Below are 18,002 nucleotides of genomic sequence, written 5' to 3' on the forward strand. Positions count from 1 at the left end.
GGATTTGCCGATGATGGAAACAGTACAGAAATATGTGGACCAGGCAGGCACTCTGCGCTCTCTCTCGGGCCGGCTGGCCGGCAAGGACAAGGCGGCCGTGGCTGAAACGAAGACGACCCGCGTCATTTCCGTGACCAGCGGCAAGGGCGGAGTTGGCAAGACGGCCGTCGTTTCCAACATGGCCGTGTCGCTGGCTCGCCTGGGGAAAAAGGTCCTGATTATCGATGCCGACCTTGGTCTGGCCAACGTCGACGTCGTCTTCGGTCTGGCCCCGCGCTACAATCTGAACCATTTTTTTGCCGGCGAACAGAGCCTGCAGGACATTATGGTCGAAGGGCCGGCCGGTATTCATATCCTGCCCGCTGGATCGGGAGTGCAGAGATTTACCCGTCTCGATTCCACCCAGAAGATGCGCTTCATGGAGGACCTCGACAATCTGCACGGCGAATTCGATATCGTCCTCATCGACACCGAGGCTGGCATTTCCGAAAACGTCACCTATTTCAACGTGGCCGCCCAGGACATTCTGGTGGTCACCACGCCCGAGCCGACGGCCATCACCGACGCCTACGCGCTGATGAAGCTCCTCTCCATCCAGTATCACGAAAAACGCTTCAACCTTATCGTCAACTCGGTGCGCAACAACGACGAGGCCCTGGATGTCTACCGCAAGCTCACCATGGTCTCAGGGCGCTATCTCGACATTTCCATCGATTTTCTCGGTGGCATCCCTTTCGATCGCCGCATGCACGAGGCGGTACGCCGGCAGCGGGTGATGGTCGAGCTCTTTCCCACCACCAAAGTGAGCGCCGCCTTTGAATCGCTGGCCGGCCAGCTTACCTCCGGTTCGCGCGAATCCCAGGCCAAGGGGTCTCTGCAGTTTTTCTGGAAGAAGATCATGTCCTTCGGCAGCGGAGGCTAGACATGAACAAAGCGTTTGGATATGGCCAGACAGAGGGCGATGAGCGCTCCCGGCTGATCCAGTCGCATCTGCCGACGGTCAGCCTGGTGGTCGATCGCATGATGTGCCAGGTACCGTCTTTTCTCACCCGCGACGACGTCACCAGCGCCGCTATGATGGGTCTGCTCGACGCGGCCAATCGTTTCGATCCCTCCCGCGGCATCCTGTTCAAGACCTTTGCCGAGCATCGCATTCGCGGCGCCATCTTTGATGAAGTGCGCAAGATGGACTGGTTTTCCCGCTCACTGCGCGACAAGCAGTCGCGGGTGGCGGACGCGATGAATGTGCTCGAGCATCAGCTTGGCCGCAGCCCCGAGGAGGAAGAGGTGGCCGAGGCCATGGGCATCGCTCTGGACGAATATCGGGATACCCTCGGGCAAATTGGCCATCTCGGCTGCGTCAGTCTGCACGAGACGCTGGATGATTCAGACGAAGGACGCAGCTTCCTCGACAGTCTCGAAGATCCCGACGGCAAGAATCCCGAAGAGCAGTTGGCCGAGCACCAGTTGACCCATGAACTGGCCGCGCATCTGGAAAAGCTGACGGAAAAGGAGCGGCTGGTCGTCTCTCTCTACTATTATGAGGAACTGAGTCAGAAGGAGATTGCCGAAGTGCTCGAGCTCTCTGAAGGACGTGTCTCCCAGCTTCATAGCCAGGCCCTGCTCAAGCTCAAAGTCAAGATGCAGAAACGTCAGCGTTAGGTCATGCCTATGTCTTTGCAGGAAATCGCTCTCGTTATCGCCTCTGCCCTCTGGCTGCTCACCTGCATGGTTTTACTTCTGCTGCTGGTGCGCTTGCGCCGCCTGGATCGGCAGAATGGGGCCTTGCGCCAACATCTGGACGATGCTCTGGCCCGCCTGGATCTGCTGGAGAGCAGGGCATCAGCCCACCAGCCCCAGGCTGGCGCCATTCCGGATAAAGAGCAGCTGCGGGCCCAGCTCAAAGCCCGCTTGGATATGTCTGCCGTTGGCAGCAGTCTGCCGGAAAAATATCGCTATCTCGCTTCCATGGCCGGGCACGGTATGAAGGCGGAAGAAATCGCCGATGTGCTTGATATCTCTCCCCGTGAGGCGGAGCAGTTGGTGCGGCTGGCCCAGGTAGCGAGACGAAACCAGTAACGCCTAAAGATTCGGCCTCTTCCTGTCGAAGAGTATCTGGACAGTCAAGAGAAAGGACAGGTTGCCATGAGTTCAGGAATTTACAGCGCCATGTCGGGCGCGATGGCCCGCATGAACCTGATGGATACCATCAGCGACAATATGAGTAACAGCCGTACCGCCGGTTTCAAGGGCGGAGAAAGTGCTTTTGAAGGAATTCTGGAGCGGACGCGGACCGGTGTCGAAATCCGCGGCATCAATCTGACGGAGGTTCGCCAGGGGTTTACGAATTTTGGTCAGGGAGCGCTTACTCCGACCGGCATCGGCACCCATCTGGCTATCGAGGGAGAGGGTTTCTTTCGGGTGCGCGGGGCCGATGGCGAAGAATTCTATACGCGTCAGGGCAACTTTAATCTCAACAGTCTGGGGCAGCTGGTCAATGGTGCCGGCATGAATGTCCTGGATGATGCGGGCCAGCCCATCGTGCTGCCCAGTCCTGATGTAGAAATCGACGAGCGCGGGCGTGTCAATGTGGGTGAGGGCGACTTCCGCCAGGTGGCCGTCATGGGCTTTGCCGATCTTGGCAGCCTGGAACGCCGGGGAGATGGCCTTTTTGCACCCACCGGCAATGCGCCTGAGCCGCAGGCGGTGGCCGAGCCTGTTGTTCATCAGGGCAAGATTGAAGAATCCAATGTCAATATGATGGCGGAGACGGTGCGCATGGTCGAAGCCAATCGCGCTTTCGAGGCCTGCCAGCGCATGATGAGAACCTTTGACGACCTTTCAAGCAAGGCCAACGAAATCGGTCTGCTTGGTTAAGACGCCTACAGCGAGGAGACATAAATTATGATCAGGGCATTGTGGACAGCATCGAGCGGCATGGAAGCCCAACAGGTGAACATGGACGTGATCGCGCACAATCTGGCGAACGTTAACAGCGTTGGCTTCAAGAAGAGCCGGGCCGACTTCCAGGACGTCCTCTACCAGACCACCCGCATGGCCGGCACCACGACCGCCGACGGCGGTGAAATTCCCACCGGCATCCAGATCGGCCTCGGCGCCAAAGTGGCCGCCGTGCAGAAGATCTTCACCGTCGGCGACATGCAGAGCACCGGCAATGAGCTAGATCTGGCCATCGAAGGCACCGGTTTCTTTCAGGTGATCCTCCCCGACGGCGAAACCGCCTATACTCGTGACGGTTCCTTCAAGAAGGACAGCGTCGGCCGCATGGTGACCTCGGAAGGTTATCCGCTCTTTCCTGAAATCGTCATCCCCGAGAATACGACCCGCATCTCCGTCGGGGAAGGGGGCGATGTTGAAGTCTTTCTCGATGGCGAGGGCGCACCGGCCCAGGTCGGTGTCATCGAACTGGTGCGCTTCAGTAATCCCGCAGGACTTTCCAGCCTCGGCCGCAACTTGTACGCTGAAACCATCAGTTCCGGGGTGCCGGTAGCCGGCGTCGCCGGCACCGAAGGTCTGGGACTGATCAGCCAGGGTTTCCTGGAAGGCTCCAACGTCAGCGTCATGGAAGAGATGGTCAACATGATCGCCGGCCAGCGCGCCTACGAGGTAAACTCCAAGGCCATCCGCACCGCCGACGAGATGCTGCAGATGACCAACGGACTGATCCGCTAGGCGGAATGATCATGACGCGCTTATGGCTCATGCTGACGCTGTTCCTGCTCTGCGGACAGGCAACGGCCGCCCTGGCCCTGGAGATTCGCTTTCGTCCCCAGGCCCAGGCCCAGGGTGAAATCCTGCTGCTGGGCGAAGTGGCGCAGATTCTTCCCGATACCAACGAAAACCGCCTGCTGGGAGACCTGACCCTGTTTCGCGCCCCGGCTCCCGGCGAAGAAGAGCTGCACCAGGCCGCCGATATTCGGGCCTATGTCCAGCGCACGAATCCCGATCTGGCGGAGGCCGCCTGGGGCGGCGCCGAGGAAGTTCGGGTCATCCGTGCCGGCATTACCGTGGACCAGGCCCACATCAACCGGATTCTGCAGGACTACCTCAAGTCGCAGCAGGACAACCTGGCTTCCACCGCTACCTCGCTGGAAATCGTCGGGCGCATCGCCCCCTTCGTCTTGCCCCAAGGCAAGCTCCAGGTTGACGTCATCCCCTCCGATCCGGCCATCGTCAACAGCAACCGTTTCACCCTGATCTTTCGCATTGACGGCCGCGTAGTCAAAAACCTCTCCGTGCGCGTCCAGATGCAGGCCATGGCCCAACTGGTCGTGGCGACGACCGAGCTTCGCCGAGGGCAGATTATCGGTCAAGGCGACCTGCAGCTGGTCGAGGCCGAACTGGGGAGGCTGCGCGAGCCCTGCCAGGATCTGGATGAGCTGATCGGCAAAAAGGTGCGGCGTACCATTTCCGCCGGTGAGCCCATCGAATGTTACAGCATCGAATTTCCCCCCATGGTTCAGCGCGGCGAGCTTGTGACCATCGTCGCCAGCCGTGGATCGCTGACCATCAGCGCCACCGGACTGGCCCGTGAAGATGGTAAGAAGGGGGATGTCATCAAGGTACGCAACACCAGCTCGCAGAAAGATGTTCACTGTCGGGTGATTGCTCCCGGCGTGGTGGAAGTGGAGTTCTGATATGAAAAAAGCCATCACCCTGCTTTGTGTCTTTAGCCTTTTCGCCGCCGGTTGCGCCTCGCATCAGCCGGCCATGGATCCACCGCCGCCCCTGACCCCTTCCGCGGCGATGGTGGAGCCCCCGGTAGAGCCCTCGGCTCCCGGCTCCCTGTGGAACGCCGGCAACAACGATCTTTTCGCCGATCACAAGGCTCGGCGGGTCGGCGATATCCTCACTGTCGCCATTTTCGAGCGGGCCAGCGCCAGCAAGGAAGCCAAGACCAGCACGGGCCGTTCCAGCAGCGCCTCCGCCGGGATCGACAATCTCTTCGGCATCGAAAAGAACATCGGCATGATCAACAGCGCCATCAACCCCGCCAGCCTTATCGGCACCGAGTACGAAAACAGCTTTCAGGGCAGCGGCTCCACCAGCCGTAAAGAGGATCTGGTTGCCACGCTCACCGTGCGGGTGATCGAGGTTTTCGGCAACGGCAATATGCGCATCGAAGGGGGCAAAAACGTGCGGGTCAACAACGAAGACCAGATTATCCGTCTTACCGGTCTGGTGCGGCCGGCCGACGTCACCCGCGATAATATTGTCGACTCCAAGTACATCCTCGACTCGCAGATTACCTACACCGGCAAGGGTGTGATCAGTGATAAGCAGAAGCAGGGGTGGCTCGTGCGCGTCCTTGACAACGTCTGGCCTTTTTAGCCGCCCGTTTGTGGTGCAGCAGAGGTAAGCCTATGAAACGAATTCTTACAGGCCTGTTTGCCCTTTTCGCGTTGGCCACCATGATGTTGCCTGCTGTCGCCGGGGCTGCGCGCATCAAAGACATCGCCGGCCTTGAAGGGGTGCGTAACAACCAGTTGGTCGGCTATGGCCTGGTGGTCGGTCTTAACGGGACCGGCGACAGCGCCAGCACCGAATTCACCATTCAGTCCCTCGTCAACATGATGGAAAACATGGGGCTGACTGTTGACCGCAGCAAGGTCAAAGTGGACAACGTCGCCGCTGTAATCGTCACCGCCCAGCTGCCGCCCTTCGCCAAGACCGGAACCACCATTGATGTTCTCGTCTCCTCGCTGGGTGACGCCGACAGCCTCGCCGGCGGCACTCTGCTGATGGCCCCCCTCAAGGGACCGGACGGCCAGGTCTATGCTGTCGCCCAGGGGCCTCTGGTGGTCGGCGCTCTCGCTTTCGGTGGCAATGCGGCCAAAGTGCAGAAGAATCATCCTACTGTCGGCCGTATTCCTGGCGGCGCCCTGGTGGAGCGTGAGGTTCCCTTCGCCCTGCCCAATCAGAACCGTCTCGTCTATCGCCTGAAAACCGCCGATTTCACCACGGCGTCGCGCATGGCGGCCGTTATCGATTCCCGTTTCGGGCGCGGCACCGCCTATACTCTCGACAGCGGCAGCCTCGAAATCGGCATTCCCCGCGCCTACCTTGGCCGCACCGTCGACTTCGTCGCCGCCCTCGAGCGTCTCAATGTCACCCCCGATGCCCTGGCCAAAATCGTGGTCAACGAAAAGACCGGCACCATCGTCATGGGTGAGGAAGTTCGTCTCTCCACGGTGGCTGTCTCCCACGCCAACCTGAGCCTGGTTATCACTGAATCAGCCCAAGTGTCCCAGCCCGATCCCTTCAGTGAAGGGGAGACCGTGGTCATACCGCAGACCAGCATCGAGGTCACCGAGGAAGGGGGCGCCCTCGTGGTCGTCGACCCCGGCGTCAGTATCGGCGAAATCGCCCGCGCCCTCAACGCCATTGGCGCCACCCCCCGCGACCTCATCGCTATCTTCCAAGCCATCAAAGCCGCCGGGGCCATGCATGCCGATCTGGAGATTCTGTAAAAGGGTGGTCCCCTTTTAAATCTCGAAAAGCACTCACCACGAAGACACCAAGGCACCAAGAAAAATTCCAATTCCCAATGGGTTACATGGTGTCTCCGTGTCTTGGTGGTGGGTAGTCTAAAAGGTTTTGACTCATGAAAATAAACGTCGACCCGCAAATCCTTCTCTCACAGGCCAATGCCAAAGCACCGACCAAAAACGTCAAGCGAGACGATCCCGAGGCGCTCAAAAAGACCTGCCAGGAATTCGAAGCCATCTTCCTCGCCTCCATGTTCAAGGCGATGCGCCAGTCCGTCCCGCAAGGGGGCCTTATCGAAAAAGGCAATGCTGACGAAATTTATCAGAGCCTGCTCGATCAGGAAATCGCCACGCAAGCGTCCAAAGGGCAAGGGATGGGTATTGCCGAGGTGCTGTATCGGCAGCTTTCATCCAAATAAATTGTGGAAAAAAGATAGTTTGCCCTTCGACCAACCAGCCACGGTCAGTGTCAGTCTCATATTAAATTCCTTATGGTAGAGTTATGAAAAAAAAAGCATTAGTTCTCACCAATCATCTCCATTCTTTTGCAGGTTCTGAAATCCTTGCCCTAGAGGTTGCGGAAACCTTGGTTAGGCTTGGTTTTGATGTATTGATTTACTGCAATGCTTTAGCACCTGACATCGCCAAGCACACTTTCCCCGAGATTTCGCTTTCAGATTCAGATACGCGCCCAAATTTTTTTGAATATGACTTTGTGTGGATGCATCATTTAGTTGCGCCATTATGTTTGCCTGAAAATCTCCCCGATTTTGAAAAAAATCAGGTTATAGTTTCAGCACATCTTTCACCTTACGAAGAATTTGAGCATATTGGCTTGGGGCTCGCTAAGGACATTGGAGCCCAGATTTGTTCCAACAGTACAGAAACTGCAAGAGCCATATCTCATTATGTCGAAAACCAAGATGTGTTTAATTTCTTTAATGCCTGTAGCCCATCATTCTGGTCAGCCAGTCCTGTTGCAGCCCAATCCTTAAAAAAAGTATTGCTAGTTTCCAATCATTTGCCTCAAGAGTTAATCGAGTTGCAAAAACTTACGAGTCTTTGTGATGTTGAATTCACTCACATTGGTAATGTTGGTAAGTACACACGCTTGCGCCCTCATCATATTGAAGAACATGATGCTGTTATAACAATTGGAAAAACAGTTCAAAATAGCCTTCTTATGGGAAAGCCTGTTTTTGTTTACGATAAATTCGGTGGACCTGGTTGGTTAAGTGAGAAGAACTTTTACAGGGCAGAGGAATATAATTTTTCCGGAAGGTGTTGTAATCAAAAACTTGAACCAGAAGAAATTGCTAAAAATCTTAAAGAAAAATTTCAGGAGGCTCAAGAATTCGTATTAAATTTAAAAGACAAAATAAAAACAAAATATTGTCTTGAAACCTTTATTAAAAAACGCATTGAGTGTGGTTCTTATAATAAGAATATTGAGACTTTAATAAATTCTTTACAAAAATTAAAGCCACATTCAGTGGTGATTAGAAAACTGTACAAAGGGTCAATGTATCAACAAAAATCAAATAATAGACATTTAATATTAAAGGGTGAGGCTCTGTTTAAAGAAGGTAACTATGATAAATCTAAAAAATATTTTGTTAACGCAATAAAAGATGATTCTTCAAATATAGAAGCCCTTAATAACTTAGGGGTTGTTGCTATGCAAAATGGAGAGTTTGACGAGGCAAAAAATCTATTTAATTGCTGTCTTTATATTGATCCATTTTTTGGAGATGCTTCCGAGAACTTGCGCTTCTTGTTGTCTTTGGAAACAGGTAAAAATGATGAAGAAGCGAATAAAGTTAGATGTCTTTGCGATGAAGGAGAAGCCTTTTTTCAACAAGGAAATTTCAGTGAAGCGATTAACTGTTTCTTAAAAATGCTAGAATTGAACCAGGAAAATGTCGAAGCCTTAAATAATCTAGGTGTCATTGCCTATCAGCAAAAGAATTTAAGCCGAGCTAAAGAATTCTTTAGACGATGTACTCAAATTGACCCTGATTTTAAAGAGGCTTCTGAAAATCTAGAGATGTGTAAACGTGAGGCTGAGTTTACGGATGCAGATATCAGCCATGAGAATAAAAAGTCATATTTTTCCATTATCACTTGCAGTGTTGATGATACAAAATTTTCACGACTTCAGTCGAGCCTGAATCAATCTTTTTCGGAACCTTTCGAATTAATTCGCATCCCTGACGCTCAATCTTTATGTGAGGGCTATAATCGTGGTATCCGTGAAGCCCGAGGTGATGTGCTTGTTTTTTGCCACGACGATATCGAATTTTTTAACGAGAATCTCGGGAGTCGACTGCATCAAAGTTTAGAAAGCTGCGATATTGTCGGAGTGGCGGGAACAAGTAGGCTTGTCGAGGGTAACTGGATAGCGGCAGGCCACCCCTACATTCACGGGCAGGTCGCTCATTTGACGAAAGGCAAAGCCGATACCTATGAGCTTTGTATCTATGGCAATGGCCGCGATCCTGAACTTGTGCCGGGGATTCAGGCCCTCGATGGCCTTTTTTTTGCGGTGCGGCGGGATGTGTTTAAGGAAGTTTCCTTTGATGAGGATCTTTTTGATGGGTTCCACCTGTATGACCTGGATTTTACTTATACTGCCTTTTTAAAAGGCTATCGGATTGCGGTTGACCATCGAATTAATGTGCTCCATTCCTCCGCAGGGAATTATAGTGAAGATTGGAGTAGATATTTTAAGCGGTTCAATACAAAGCATTCTCATGTTTTGGAGAAGAAAAATTCTTTCTCTTTGACAAGGTTTAAAGGCCTTCGATTGGAAACGAGGCCCGCAGTCAAGCGAGAAATGAAGCGATATGGTGAATATCGGCGGGTCGAGATAGTCGCGAGTGAAAATAAAGTTTCCGGTGTTGAGTTGCGTATGACTCAAGATGGTCGGTCTGTTGACCTACCCTTTGGTGATTCTGAAATTGATTTCTTTCGTATCACGGGGGAGGTTAAGCTTTTGCCTGAAATCATCCCCTTGATGAATGCTGTCAACCGGGTGTGCAGACATGGCGCCATGCTAGAAATAGTGCAAAATGGCAGGGTTGGAGATGTGGACGGGGAATGGCCTATTCATGACTGTTTTAGTCTCTCAATAACTGAGCCGGGCTATTATGGGTTCGCAAAAGAAAAAGGTTTTAGAGGCCAATTCACAATTGTTAACAATTTTTTTGGTAAGCATAAAACAGGAGAAAGAGTCGTCGAATTTCACTATCAAATAATAAAGCATGTAGTGGAAAAATTACCATCAATATTCGAGAATAAAAACAAGCTTGATATTAATTCAAACGCATTACCAAACTCTTTTTCAAATAATCCGAAATTTTCAATAATAGTTCCGCACTATCAGGGGTCAGTTTCACACAAAAAGTTTATTGAAGGTATTAATTCAATACTATGCCAATCATTTAAAGATTTCGAAATACTCTGTTACCATGATGGTCCTTTGTTAGATGCATCCTGCCAATTTCCCATTAAAATTATGCCAACTAAACAAAGGTACAATAACTGGGGGCATTCTCTTAGGGACCTTGGTATAAAGCAAGCAAGGGGAGAATACATCATTCACTTTAATCCTGATAATGTTCTTTATCCTAATGCTTTAAAAATTTTATCAGCTGTTGACAGTGATATTATTATTTTTCCTGTGAAAATGATGGGTTTAGAGAGGAATGGCGAGCTCCTGTATTATTCTAATCCTAGAAATTATGAAAAATTTGAAATTTTACGTGGCAAGCCTCTTGTTTTTGCAAATATCGATTGCATGCAGTTTGTAATGAGAAGGAGCCGCTGGCTTGAGGTTGGGGGGTGGTTTGATACGCGAGAGACCTCGGATGGATTTATGTACCCTTTGTTTGCTGAAAAGTTTGGACCACCTGCCTACGTTAGTGGAGCCCCCTTGGGTGAACACTGGTAAAATTTTCGCGTTGCTTTGAATCGCCTCTCCATGAGGCGCTTCTTCTTTCCTCTATTTTTTTCCTAAAGTTCCCACCACATCCCACCGATAAGACAGGCAAGAGCAAGTATGTCGCTTAGATGACATGAACCTCTGTTAGCCTTAAATGAATAATTTTTATCGATAAGGGGATGATTATGACGATCAAAATTTCTGGAGACAAAGGGCTCGGCCCTCTCGACGGGTTGAAGAAAAGCCAGAAGACGGCAGCCGCAGGCGACAAGGCCAAGGCGGGCGCGGCGGACAAAGTGAGCTTTTCCTCGGCCCTGCAGCAGGCAGCCCAGGCCCAGGAAACAAAAGGCGCGGCGCGCACCGAGTCCATGGAGAAAGTCGCTTTCTCTCCCCTTATCATGGAGATGAGCCATATTCAGGACAGCGGCACTTCTGAGGTGTCCGCTCGCCAACAGAAGATCGATGAACTTAAGGCGCAGATCGCCGATGGTTCTTACCAGCCTGATCTTAATAAAGTGGCGGCCAGCCTGCTCAAGTTCGTCACCGGGGAGAAATGATCATGGCGTCGACCCTGCGAGCCCAGCTTGAAGAGCTTTATGCGCTGATACTCAAGGAGCGTGAGTGCGCCAAGACCATGGCAATGGATGAGCTACTGCATACCGTTCAGGCCAAAAACGAACTGCTCCGGTCTTTGCAGTCCGTAACCAAGGTCGCTCCTGAAGATCGTGAGCTGGCGGTTGCTGTGCGCGAAGAAAACCGCCGCAATGCTTATCTGTTCTGGGCATCGCTGGGGTTTATCCGTGAATCGATGAGTTTTTTCCGGAAAGAGCTGTCTCCGGTATCTTATGGCGCTCACGGGGCTACCGTCCGCGGTCGTTCCGAAGGGATGCTTTTGAGAGGGAGGATCTGATGGGGGGTCTCCTTAATGCGTTGAATTCCGGCAAGACGAGCCTCTTCACCAATCAGAAGGGGATTGAAGTCACCGGCAACAATATGGCCAACGTCAACACGCCGGGCTATTCCCGTCAGGTGATGCAGCTTTCGGACGTTCCTACTCTGGAGTACGGCGGCCTGTTTATCGGTACCGGTGTCAGGGTTGACGATATCGTTCGTAACTACGACTCCTTTGTGCAGGATCAGCTTGTATCCAAGCAGGCGTCCTTTGGCGAAATGGATGCCAAGAGCCTGCCTTTGACCGAAGTGGAGAGAATCGTCAACGTCACCGATGCCAATCTTTCCACGGCGGTGGATGCTTTTTTTGACTCCTGGCAGGAGCTTTCCACGAATCCCAGCGGAGAGGTGGAGCGCCAGATCGTCATCCAGAACGGCCAGACACTGGCGGCGGCTTTTAATTCGGCCAGCAGTCAGATGCAGTATGCGCAGGAAAATATCAACACGATCCTGGAATCCAAGGTAGTCGGCGTCAATTCGGCTCTCCAGGAAATAGCCGATCTCAACGACAGGATTGCCGGTATCGAGGCCACCGGTCTTACCGCTAACGGTGAGCGTGACCGGCGTGACCTGTTGGTGCAGGATGTCGCCAAGGCCTTGGGGGCTTCCTATCTGGAACAACGCGATGGCACGGTTTCCCTGCAATTGCCCGGCGGGCTCCCCCTCGTGCAGGGACGGGAGTACCTCCCTCTGGAAACGCAGCGGGTCGATGGTAAAATCGAGATTTCCCTGAAGACCAAGGCCTCTGATATCCCCCTGGGACTCAGAGATGTAGGGGGCGAGATCAAAGGGCTTCTGAGTGTGCGGGATGAAATTATTCCAGACCTTCTCGCGGATTTTGACAAGCTGGCCTATAACCTGGTTGAAAGCGTCAATGCGGTCCATCAGGCAGGCGTTGATCGTGACGGCAATCCGGCTGGTCTGTTTTTCGAGGCGGCGCCTCTGCCGGTTCCGCCAGCGACCTTTGGAGCCGGCGCCGCTGCTGTCATGCAGGTTAGTGCGGCTGTGGTTAACAATACGGGGCTGGTCGCTGCCGGTAAGAGCGGCCTGTCGGGAGACAACACCAACGCGCTGGACATGGCGACCCTTCACCAGGCGCCTGTAATTGACGGCGCGGACAGCTTCAATGGGTTTTACAGTAAAATCGCCGGGAAGGTCGGGATAACGATCAACCAGAACAATCTTCAGCGGGATGGCGCCGACGATGCTCTGATCCAACTGCAGAACCTGCGTGACTCCAAATCGGGAGTTTCGATTGAAGAAGAGATGTTGAGTCTGGTCAAGTACCAATCGGGCTTTGAGGCGGCAGCCAAATTTTTGACCACCGTCGATGAGATGATGGATACCGTGATCAATCTGAAGAGGTAGTCGATGAAAACAACCAACGCGACAACCTATCGTACGCTGTTGCAGAATCTGACCCGCGGCAGCACCCGCCTGAATGACTGGCGCATCAAAACAGCGACGGGCAAGCAGGTATCCCGTCCTTCTGATGATCCGACGGCGATTCGCCCCATCCTGAATGCCCGCAGCCAGATCAGCGCCTCCGATCGCTACGTGCGGACCATGGATACGGCGCAGGATCGTCTGGACAACTCCGAAGCCTATCTTTTCAACGTGGAAAATGTCCTCACCCGCGTAAAAGAGCTGGTGATTCAGGCCGGCAATGCTACCTATACCCCGGAAGACCGCGCCCTGCTGGCCAATGAAATCGCTTTGCGCCGAGAGGAACTGCTTGACGCCGCCAACGCCAAGGTCGACGGCAAGTACCTTTTTGCCGGCTATGCCGACAATACCAAGCCCTTTCTCGCCAATCCTGCCTATCCGGGCACCTCTTCCGCGCCCGTTATCTATGCGGGTGATTCCCGGGCCGTTACACTGGAAATAGGCCCTGGCGCTCTGGTCGAGACCTCCATTCCGGGATCCGAGCTTTTTATGGGCCAGGAGGATACGGATGGCGACGGCGTAGCCGAGCAGGTTGGTATCGATATTTTTTCTGTGCTCGCCCGCATTGAAGAGGGGTTGCGGGCCAACGACCCGGACGCCGTCAATGTCGAAATCGACAATGTTGAAGAGGGTGCCAATCAGGTCCGTAAATTGCACGGCCTGCTGGGGGCGGTCGGGCAGCGTCTTGACACCGCTCGTGTCCATATGGAAACACTCAATATCGATATGGAAGAAATACGGTCCCGTTATGAGGATATTGATCTGGTCGAAGCCATCAGCAATATGACCATGGAGGAAAACGCCCTGAAAGCCGCCATGCAGGTCAGTGCCAGGGTCTCGCAGCTGTCCATCCTCGATTATTTCTAACAATCCCCTTGGAGAAGGGGACACATCAGCCAGGGAGGGCGCCATGTTGGTTCTGACTCGAAAAGCCGGTGAAGGTATTGTCATCGGCGACAACATCAAACTCACCATTGTTGAGATCAAGGGTGGCGGCATACGCATTGGTATCGACGCCCCCCAGGATATGAAAATATACCGGCAGGAGGTCTACGACCGCATCTGCGCGGAAAACAAGGAGGCCACCCAATGGAACCTTGCCGATCTGAACTCTCTTTTGACGGCCAGCCTTGCCAAGGAGGATCGGTGATGAATAAAATCATGACGCGTTTCGGCGAAGTCGAATACGATCCCCGGAATACCCTGCAATTTCCTAAGGGCCTCATCGGTTTTGAGGGCCTGCGGGAATTCATCGTCATGCCCAATATCAAAGACGGCCCGCTGTTCTGGATTCAGAGCATCGACGACCCCCAGATTGCCTTTGTGCTGACCGAACCGACCAACTTCTTTCTCGATTACCGGGTGGCTCCCGATGAGACAGAGCGCAGCTTTCTCGGGATCAGCGAAAAAGATGACTGTTATGTGCTGTCGGTCGTGACTGTTCATGCGGGAGGAAAGGTAACCCTCAACCTGATGGCCCCGATCCTTTTCGCTCCTGCCAGCAATCGGGCGATGCAGGTCATCCTCGAAAAAACGTCCTATACGACAAAGCACCCTTTGCCGGAAGTGGCTTAATTTTTTTTCTTTGAATCCATTTCCGACGCCCTCTATTCTTTTTGAAAAGAGGGCGTTGCTTTTAATGGTGACGCTATCGGGTCGGGTGAGCGGCGGTTTAAAAGGGTGATGACTTATGGGAAGAAAAAATAGGCAGATCAAGACTCCCAGAAAAGAGAGTTCAGATGCCGTGCTGGTGAGCAAAGCCATGGACCTCTTCGGTCAGGGCGCCGTGACCCAGGCCATCTCTCTGCTGTCGGGTGAGGTGAACAGGGGAGGTAATCAGGCCAAGCTCTGGTATGCTCTTGGCTATATCTATCAGGGGGCAGGCAGGGACGAAGACGCCTTGCATTCCTATAAGGAGGCTCTTGCGGCAGAGCCTTCGTTGGCGGAAGCCTGGAACAATCTCGGCTTGCTTTATGCGAAACGCGGCCGCAGGGCAGAGGCGGAAAATGCTTTTAAGCAAGCCTTGCAACATTCGGCCGGGATGCATGATGCGAGCATCAATTTAGGCCGTCTTCTTGTTGAGCAGGGTAGAGCGAAAGAGGCCGTCACGATTTACCAGACGGCTCTCACGTCTTCGGATAAACCTGCGCAGCTCTGTTATGCCCTGGCGGTTGCCTACCGGGCTGTCAACCGCCCTGGGCAGGCTATTGTCTATCTGGAAGAAGCCCTGAGTCTTGCCCCTGATTATTCGCCTGGGCACAATCTCATGGGCGTTGTTCTCATGGATATGGGCATGGCCGAGGAGGCCCTGTCCCATTTCCATAAAGCTATCGAGATTACTCCCGACGATGATGGGCCACGGACAAACCTGGCCGGGCTGCTTCAGTCCCTGGGGAGGTTCCAGGAAGCGTATGAGCAGGCCAGAGAGGCTGTTGCCCTGGCCCCTGAAAAGCCCCTGATTCACTCCAATCTGTTGTTTCTCATGAATTATCAGGAAGCCCTGAGTCGTGATGAAATCTATGCCGAGCAACGTCGATGGAACGAACGCCATGCCTTGCCCGTGCTCCAGAAATCGGTGAGGCCTGAAACCGAACTGACGCGGGACAAAAAGCTCAGGATTGGCTATGTCTCGCCAGATTTCCGCTTCCACCCGGTCTGCTTCTTTATCACTCCCATCCTTTCCGGTTTTGACCGCAGTCACTTTGAAGTGTTCTGTTACTCCAATGTTTCCCGTCCGGATCAACAGACCGAAAAAATGAAAGAGTGGGCAACAGGTTGGCGGGACATCTGCGGGGTCCCTGATGAAGAGGTGGCCCAATGGATTCGTGACGATCGGATCGATATTCTGGTTGACCTTGCTGGACATTCTGGCGACAACCGGCTCCTGGTATTTGCCCATAAGGCGGCCCCAGTACAAATCACCTTTCTGGGGAACCCTGATGGGACCGGCATGGATGCCATGGATTACCGGATTACCGACTCCTGGTGTGATCCTGTCGGGCTGACGGAGTGTTTCCATGCCGAGAAATTGCTGCGCCTGCCTGGAAATTTTTTCTGCTATGCGCCGCCGTCCCCCGCGCCGGATATAGGCCCGCTTCCTTGTAGGCAAAATGGCTACGTCACCTTTGGCAGTTTTAACAATTTTTCAAAAATTTCAGAAAATCTCCTCGGGATCTGGTCTGAAATTATGCAGGGTGTTCCCGAATCCCGTCTGGTATTTCAGGCTAAGCCTCTGACGGACAAGGGCAAGGTTTTAGAGCTGAAACGGTTCTTTGAAAGCAGAGGCGTCGCCGGCGATCGGATTCTGGCGAAGGGGAATACTTCTATTTCAGAGCATTTGAAATTAGTGACTCAAGTGGATATCGCCTTGGACAGCTTCCCTTGGAATGGGCATACGACCACCTGTCATACCCTCTGGATGGGAGTGCCTGTCGTTTCCATGGCTGGTGAACGGGGGATATCTAGAATGGGTCTTTCTATTCTAGGCGGGCTGGGCCTTGAAAGGTTCGTTGCCTGCAATGTTTCTGACTATGTAAAGACAGCTGTGGACCTGAGTGGCAACCCAGGAGTTCTTGAGAACTTTCGCAAAAATATCCGCAGTGAAATTTTGAATTCATCCTGGGGTAACTCCCTAACATATAACGAAACCCTGGAAAATCTGTTTCGTGATGTCTGGATAAAATATTGTGTGGAACATCAGGGATAAAAAAACAAAATCCCTTTCATTTTTCTCTAAAGCCTTTCGACAAAAGATCCGATAAGAGTTTCAAGCCGAAAGAAATCTGCAAAAGGAGGTGAGGTTTATTAGTGACCAATCGCGCTCTTTCGGTTGAAAAAAGGCAGTAATCACCGTAAGCAAAAGGGCAAGGACGCCCGCAAACACACACATCACGGAGGATAATGTTATGGCACTCGTAATCAACAGCAATATCGGTTCTCTCAACGCTCAACGCAATCTGAACTCCACTTCAAAAGGCATGAGCACCGCCATGCAGCGCCTCTCCTCGGGCCTGCGTATCAACAGCGCCAAGGATGACGCCGCCGGTCTGGCCATTTCCGACCGCATGACCGCCCAGATCCGCGGACTCAATCAGGCTGCCCGTAACGCTAACGACGGTATCTCTCTGGCGCAGACTGCTGAAGGCGCTCTCTCTGAGACCACCAACATTCTGCAGCGCATGCGTGAACTGTCTGTTCAGTCAGCCAACGCCACCAACTCTACGACTGACCGCGCTTCTCTGGATGCCGAATTCAAGCAGTTGATTTCTGAAATTGACCGTATCGCCACTGACACCGAGTTCAACGGCACCAAACTCCTCGACGGTACTTTTACCGCCCAGGCTTTCCAGGTCGGTGCAGATTCGGGTCAGACCATTTCTGTGGGAATTGCTGGTGCTACCGCTACGGCTCTCAGTGTTACTGACGCAGCTATTGGTGTTGACACTGCTTCAGGCGCCAGCGCATCTATTGCTGCCATCGATTCGGCTATCTCTACTGTCGACACCATCCGTGGCGACCTGGGTGCCGTGCAGAACCGTTTCGAGTCTACCATCGCCAACCTGCAGAATGTTTCTGAAAACGTCTCCGCTGCCCGCTCCCGCATCCTGGATGCGGACATCGCGGCCGAAACGTCCACAATGACCAAGTACAACATCCTGCAGCAGGCAGGGGTTTCGATCCTGGCTCAGGCCAACCAGACCCCTCAGCTGGCTCTTTCTCTTCTCGGTTAATCGGGAGAACCACATGTGAGATCGGGGGCCGGTTTACCGGCCCCCATTTTTCCCGTTGGTAGGAGGAGAGGACCATGAAAGTTGAATCTGTCGCAGTTCAAGGGATGTCCCAATTCAAGGAGAGGGAGGCCGCTGAAGTTGAGAAGATCGAGCGGCAGAACCCTCAGGATTCCTCCTCGTCATCGGGGGACAAACAGAAAGTACCGCCCGAACAAGTTCTGACCAAGATCAAGGAACTGACTCAGGACGGGGCTTACAGCGTGCGTTTTGAAATGGATGATGCGACCCAGAAACTGATCATCCGACTCGTAGACCCGACTACCGGTGAAATGATCCGGCAGATCCCGCCCGAAGAAATTCTTGGAAACGTTAAACACCTGAAGACCCTGCGCGGCAACCTGGTCGATTCGGCAAGTTAAGCAG

The 18,002-nt window shown here is 53.1% G+C and carries 19 protein-coding genes; all 19 read left to right on the plus strand.

Going from position 1 to position 18,002, the window contains the following annotated elements:
- The first annotated feature begins 10 nt into the window (after positions 1-10).
- Entirely contained in the window at positions 11-922 is a 912-nt protein-coding gene (locus AOP6_RS04580; protein ID WP_225897357.1) for a MinD/ParA family protein, read from the plus strand.
- A gap of 2 nt (positions 923-924) precedes the next feature.
- The gene (locus tag AOP6_RS04585) at positions 925-1,662 is read left to right on the plus strand and encodes a FliA/WhiG family RNA polymerase sigma factor (protein ID WP_155875439.1); all 738 of its coding nucleotides are present in this window, start codon (positions 925-927) and stop codon (positions 1,660-1,662) included.
- 9 nt (positions 1,663-1,671) lie between these two features.
- Complete coding sequence (locus tag AOP6_RS04590; protein ID WP_155875440.1) at positions 1,672-2,079, plus strand: hypothetical protein; 408 nt, start codon at positions 1,672-1,674, stop codon at positions 2,077-2,079.
- A gap of 66 nt (positions 2,080-2,145) precedes the next feature.
- The gene (locus AOP6_RS04595) at positions 2,146-2,877 is read left to right on the plus strand and encodes a flagellar hook basal-body protein (RefSeq protein WP_155875441.1); all 732 of its coding nucleotides are present in this window, start codon (positions 2,146-2,148) and stop codon (positions 2,875-2,877) included.
- Between the two features lie 27 nt (positions 2,878-2,904).
- A complete protein-coding gene (gene flgG, locus AOP6_RS04600) occupies positions 2,905-3,693 on the plus strand; it encodes a flagellar basal-body rod protein FlgG (RefSeq protein ID WP_155875442.1) in 789 nt (262 codons plus the stop codon).
- A gap of 11 nt (positions 3,694-3,704) precedes the next feature.
- The gene (flgA, locus tag AOP6_RS04605; RefSeq protein WP_213194761.1) at positions 3,705-4,658 is read left to right on the plus strand and encodes a flagellar basal body P-ring formation chaperone FlgA; all 954 of its coding nucleotides are present in this window, start codon (positions 3,705-3,707) and stop codon (positions 4,656-4,658) included.
- A gap of 1 nt (position 4,659) precedes the next feature.
- A complete protein-coding gene (locus tag AOP6_RS04610; protein ID WP_155875444.1) occupies positions 4,660-5,352 on the plus strand; it encodes a flagellar basal body L-ring protein FlgH in 693 nt (230 codons plus the stop codon).
- 32 nt (positions 5,353-5,384) lie between these two features.
- The gene (locus AOP6_RS04615) at positions 5,385-6,491 is read left to right on the plus strand and encodes a flagellar basal body P-ring protein FlgI (protein ID WP_155875445.1); all 1,107 of its coding nucleotides are present in this window, start codon (positions 5,385-5,387) and stop codon (positions 6,489-6,491) included.
- Between the two features lie 134 nt (positions 6,492-6,625).
- Positions 6,626-6,928: a rod-binding protein gene (locus tag AOP6_RS04620; RefSeq protein ID WP_155875446.1), complete on the plus strand. Its 303-nt coding sequence runs from the start codon at positions 6,626-6,628 to the stop codon at positions 6,926-6,928.
- A gap of 83 nt (positions 6,929-7,011) precedes the next feature.
- Entirely contained in the window at positions 7,012-10,461 is a 3,450-nt protein-coding gene (locus AOP6_RS04625) for a glycosyltransferase (RefSeq protein WP_155875447.1), read from the plus strand.
- A 176-nt stretch (positions 10,462-10,637) separates the two neighbouring features.
- Positions 10,638-11,009 carry a flagellar biosynthesis anti-sigma factor FlgM gene (flgM, locus tag AOP6_RS04630; protein WP_213194762.1) on the plus strand — a complete coding sequence of 124 codons (372 nt, stop codon included), beginning with the start codon at positions 10,638-10,640 and terminating at the stop codon, positions 11,007-11,009.
- 2 nt (positions 11,010-11,011) lie between these two features.
- The gene (locus AOP6_RS04635; RefSeq protein WP_155875449.1) at positions 11,012-11,362 is read left to right on the plus strand and encodes a flagellar protein FlgN; all 351 of its coding nucleotides are present in this window, start codon (positions 11,012-11,014) and stop codon (positions 11,360-11,362) included.
- Positions 11,362-12,771: a flagellar hook-associated protein FlgK gene (gene flgK / locus AOP6_RS04640; RefSeq protein ID WP_155875450.1), complete on the plus strand. Its 1,410-nt coding sequence runs from the start codon at positions 11,362-11,364 to the stop codon at positions 12,769-12,771. Before AOP6_RS04635 ends, flgK begins: the two co-directional genes overlap by 1 nt.
- A gap of 3 nt (positions 12,772-12,774) precedes the next feature.
- Positions 12,775-13,716, plus strand: a complete 942-nt coding sequence (gene flgL / locus AOP6_RS04645) for a flagellar hook-associated protein FlgL (RefSeq protein WP_155875451.1) — start codon at positions 12,775-12,777, stop codon at positions 13,714-13,716.
- Positions 13,717-13,759: 43 nt separating this feature from the next.
- Positions 13,760-13,999, plus strand: coding sequence for a carbon storage regulator CsrA (gene csrA, locus AOP6_RS04650; protein WP_155875452.1), 240 nt, complete (start codon positions 13,760-13,762; stop codon positions 13,997-13,999).
- Positions 13,999-14,424 (plus strand): flagellar assembly protein FliW, encoded by a 426-nt coding sequence (locus AOP6_RS04655; RefSeq protein ID WP_155875453.1) that lies wholly within the window; start codon positions 13,999-14,001, stop codon positions 14,422-14,424. The genes csrA and AOP6_RS04655 overlap by 1 nt, the downstream gene beginning before the upstream one ends.
- A 115-nt stretch (positions 14,425-14,539) precedes the next feature.
- Positions 14,540-16,555: a tetratricopeptide repeat protein gene (locus AOP6_RS04660; RefSeq protein WP_155875454.1), complete on the plus strand. Its 2,016-nt coding sequence runs from the start codon at positions 14,540-14,542 to the stop codon at positions 16,553-16,555.
- A gap of 199 nt (positions 16,556-16,754) precedes the next feature.
- Positions 16,755-17,579, plus strand: a complete 825-nt coding sequence (locus tag AOP6_RS04665) for a flagellin domain-containing protein (RefSeq protein ID WP_155875455.1) — start codon at positions 16,755-16,757, stop codon at positions 17,577-17,579.
- A 74-nt stretch (positions 17,580-17,653) separates the two neighbouring features.
- The gene (locus tag AOP6_RS04670) at positions 17,654-17,998 is read left to right on the plus strand and encodes a flagellar protein FlaG (RefSeq protein WP_155875456.1); all 345 of its coding nucleotides are present in this window, start codon (positions 17,654-17,656) and stop codon (positions 17,996-17,998) included.
- Positions 17,999-18,002: the final 4 nt, after the last annotated feature.

This window comes from Desulfuromonas sp. AOP6, assembly GCF_009731355.2.
Classification (GTDB): domain Bacteria; phylum Desulfobacterota; class Desulfuromonadia; order Desulfuromonadales; family SZUA-540; genus SZUA-540.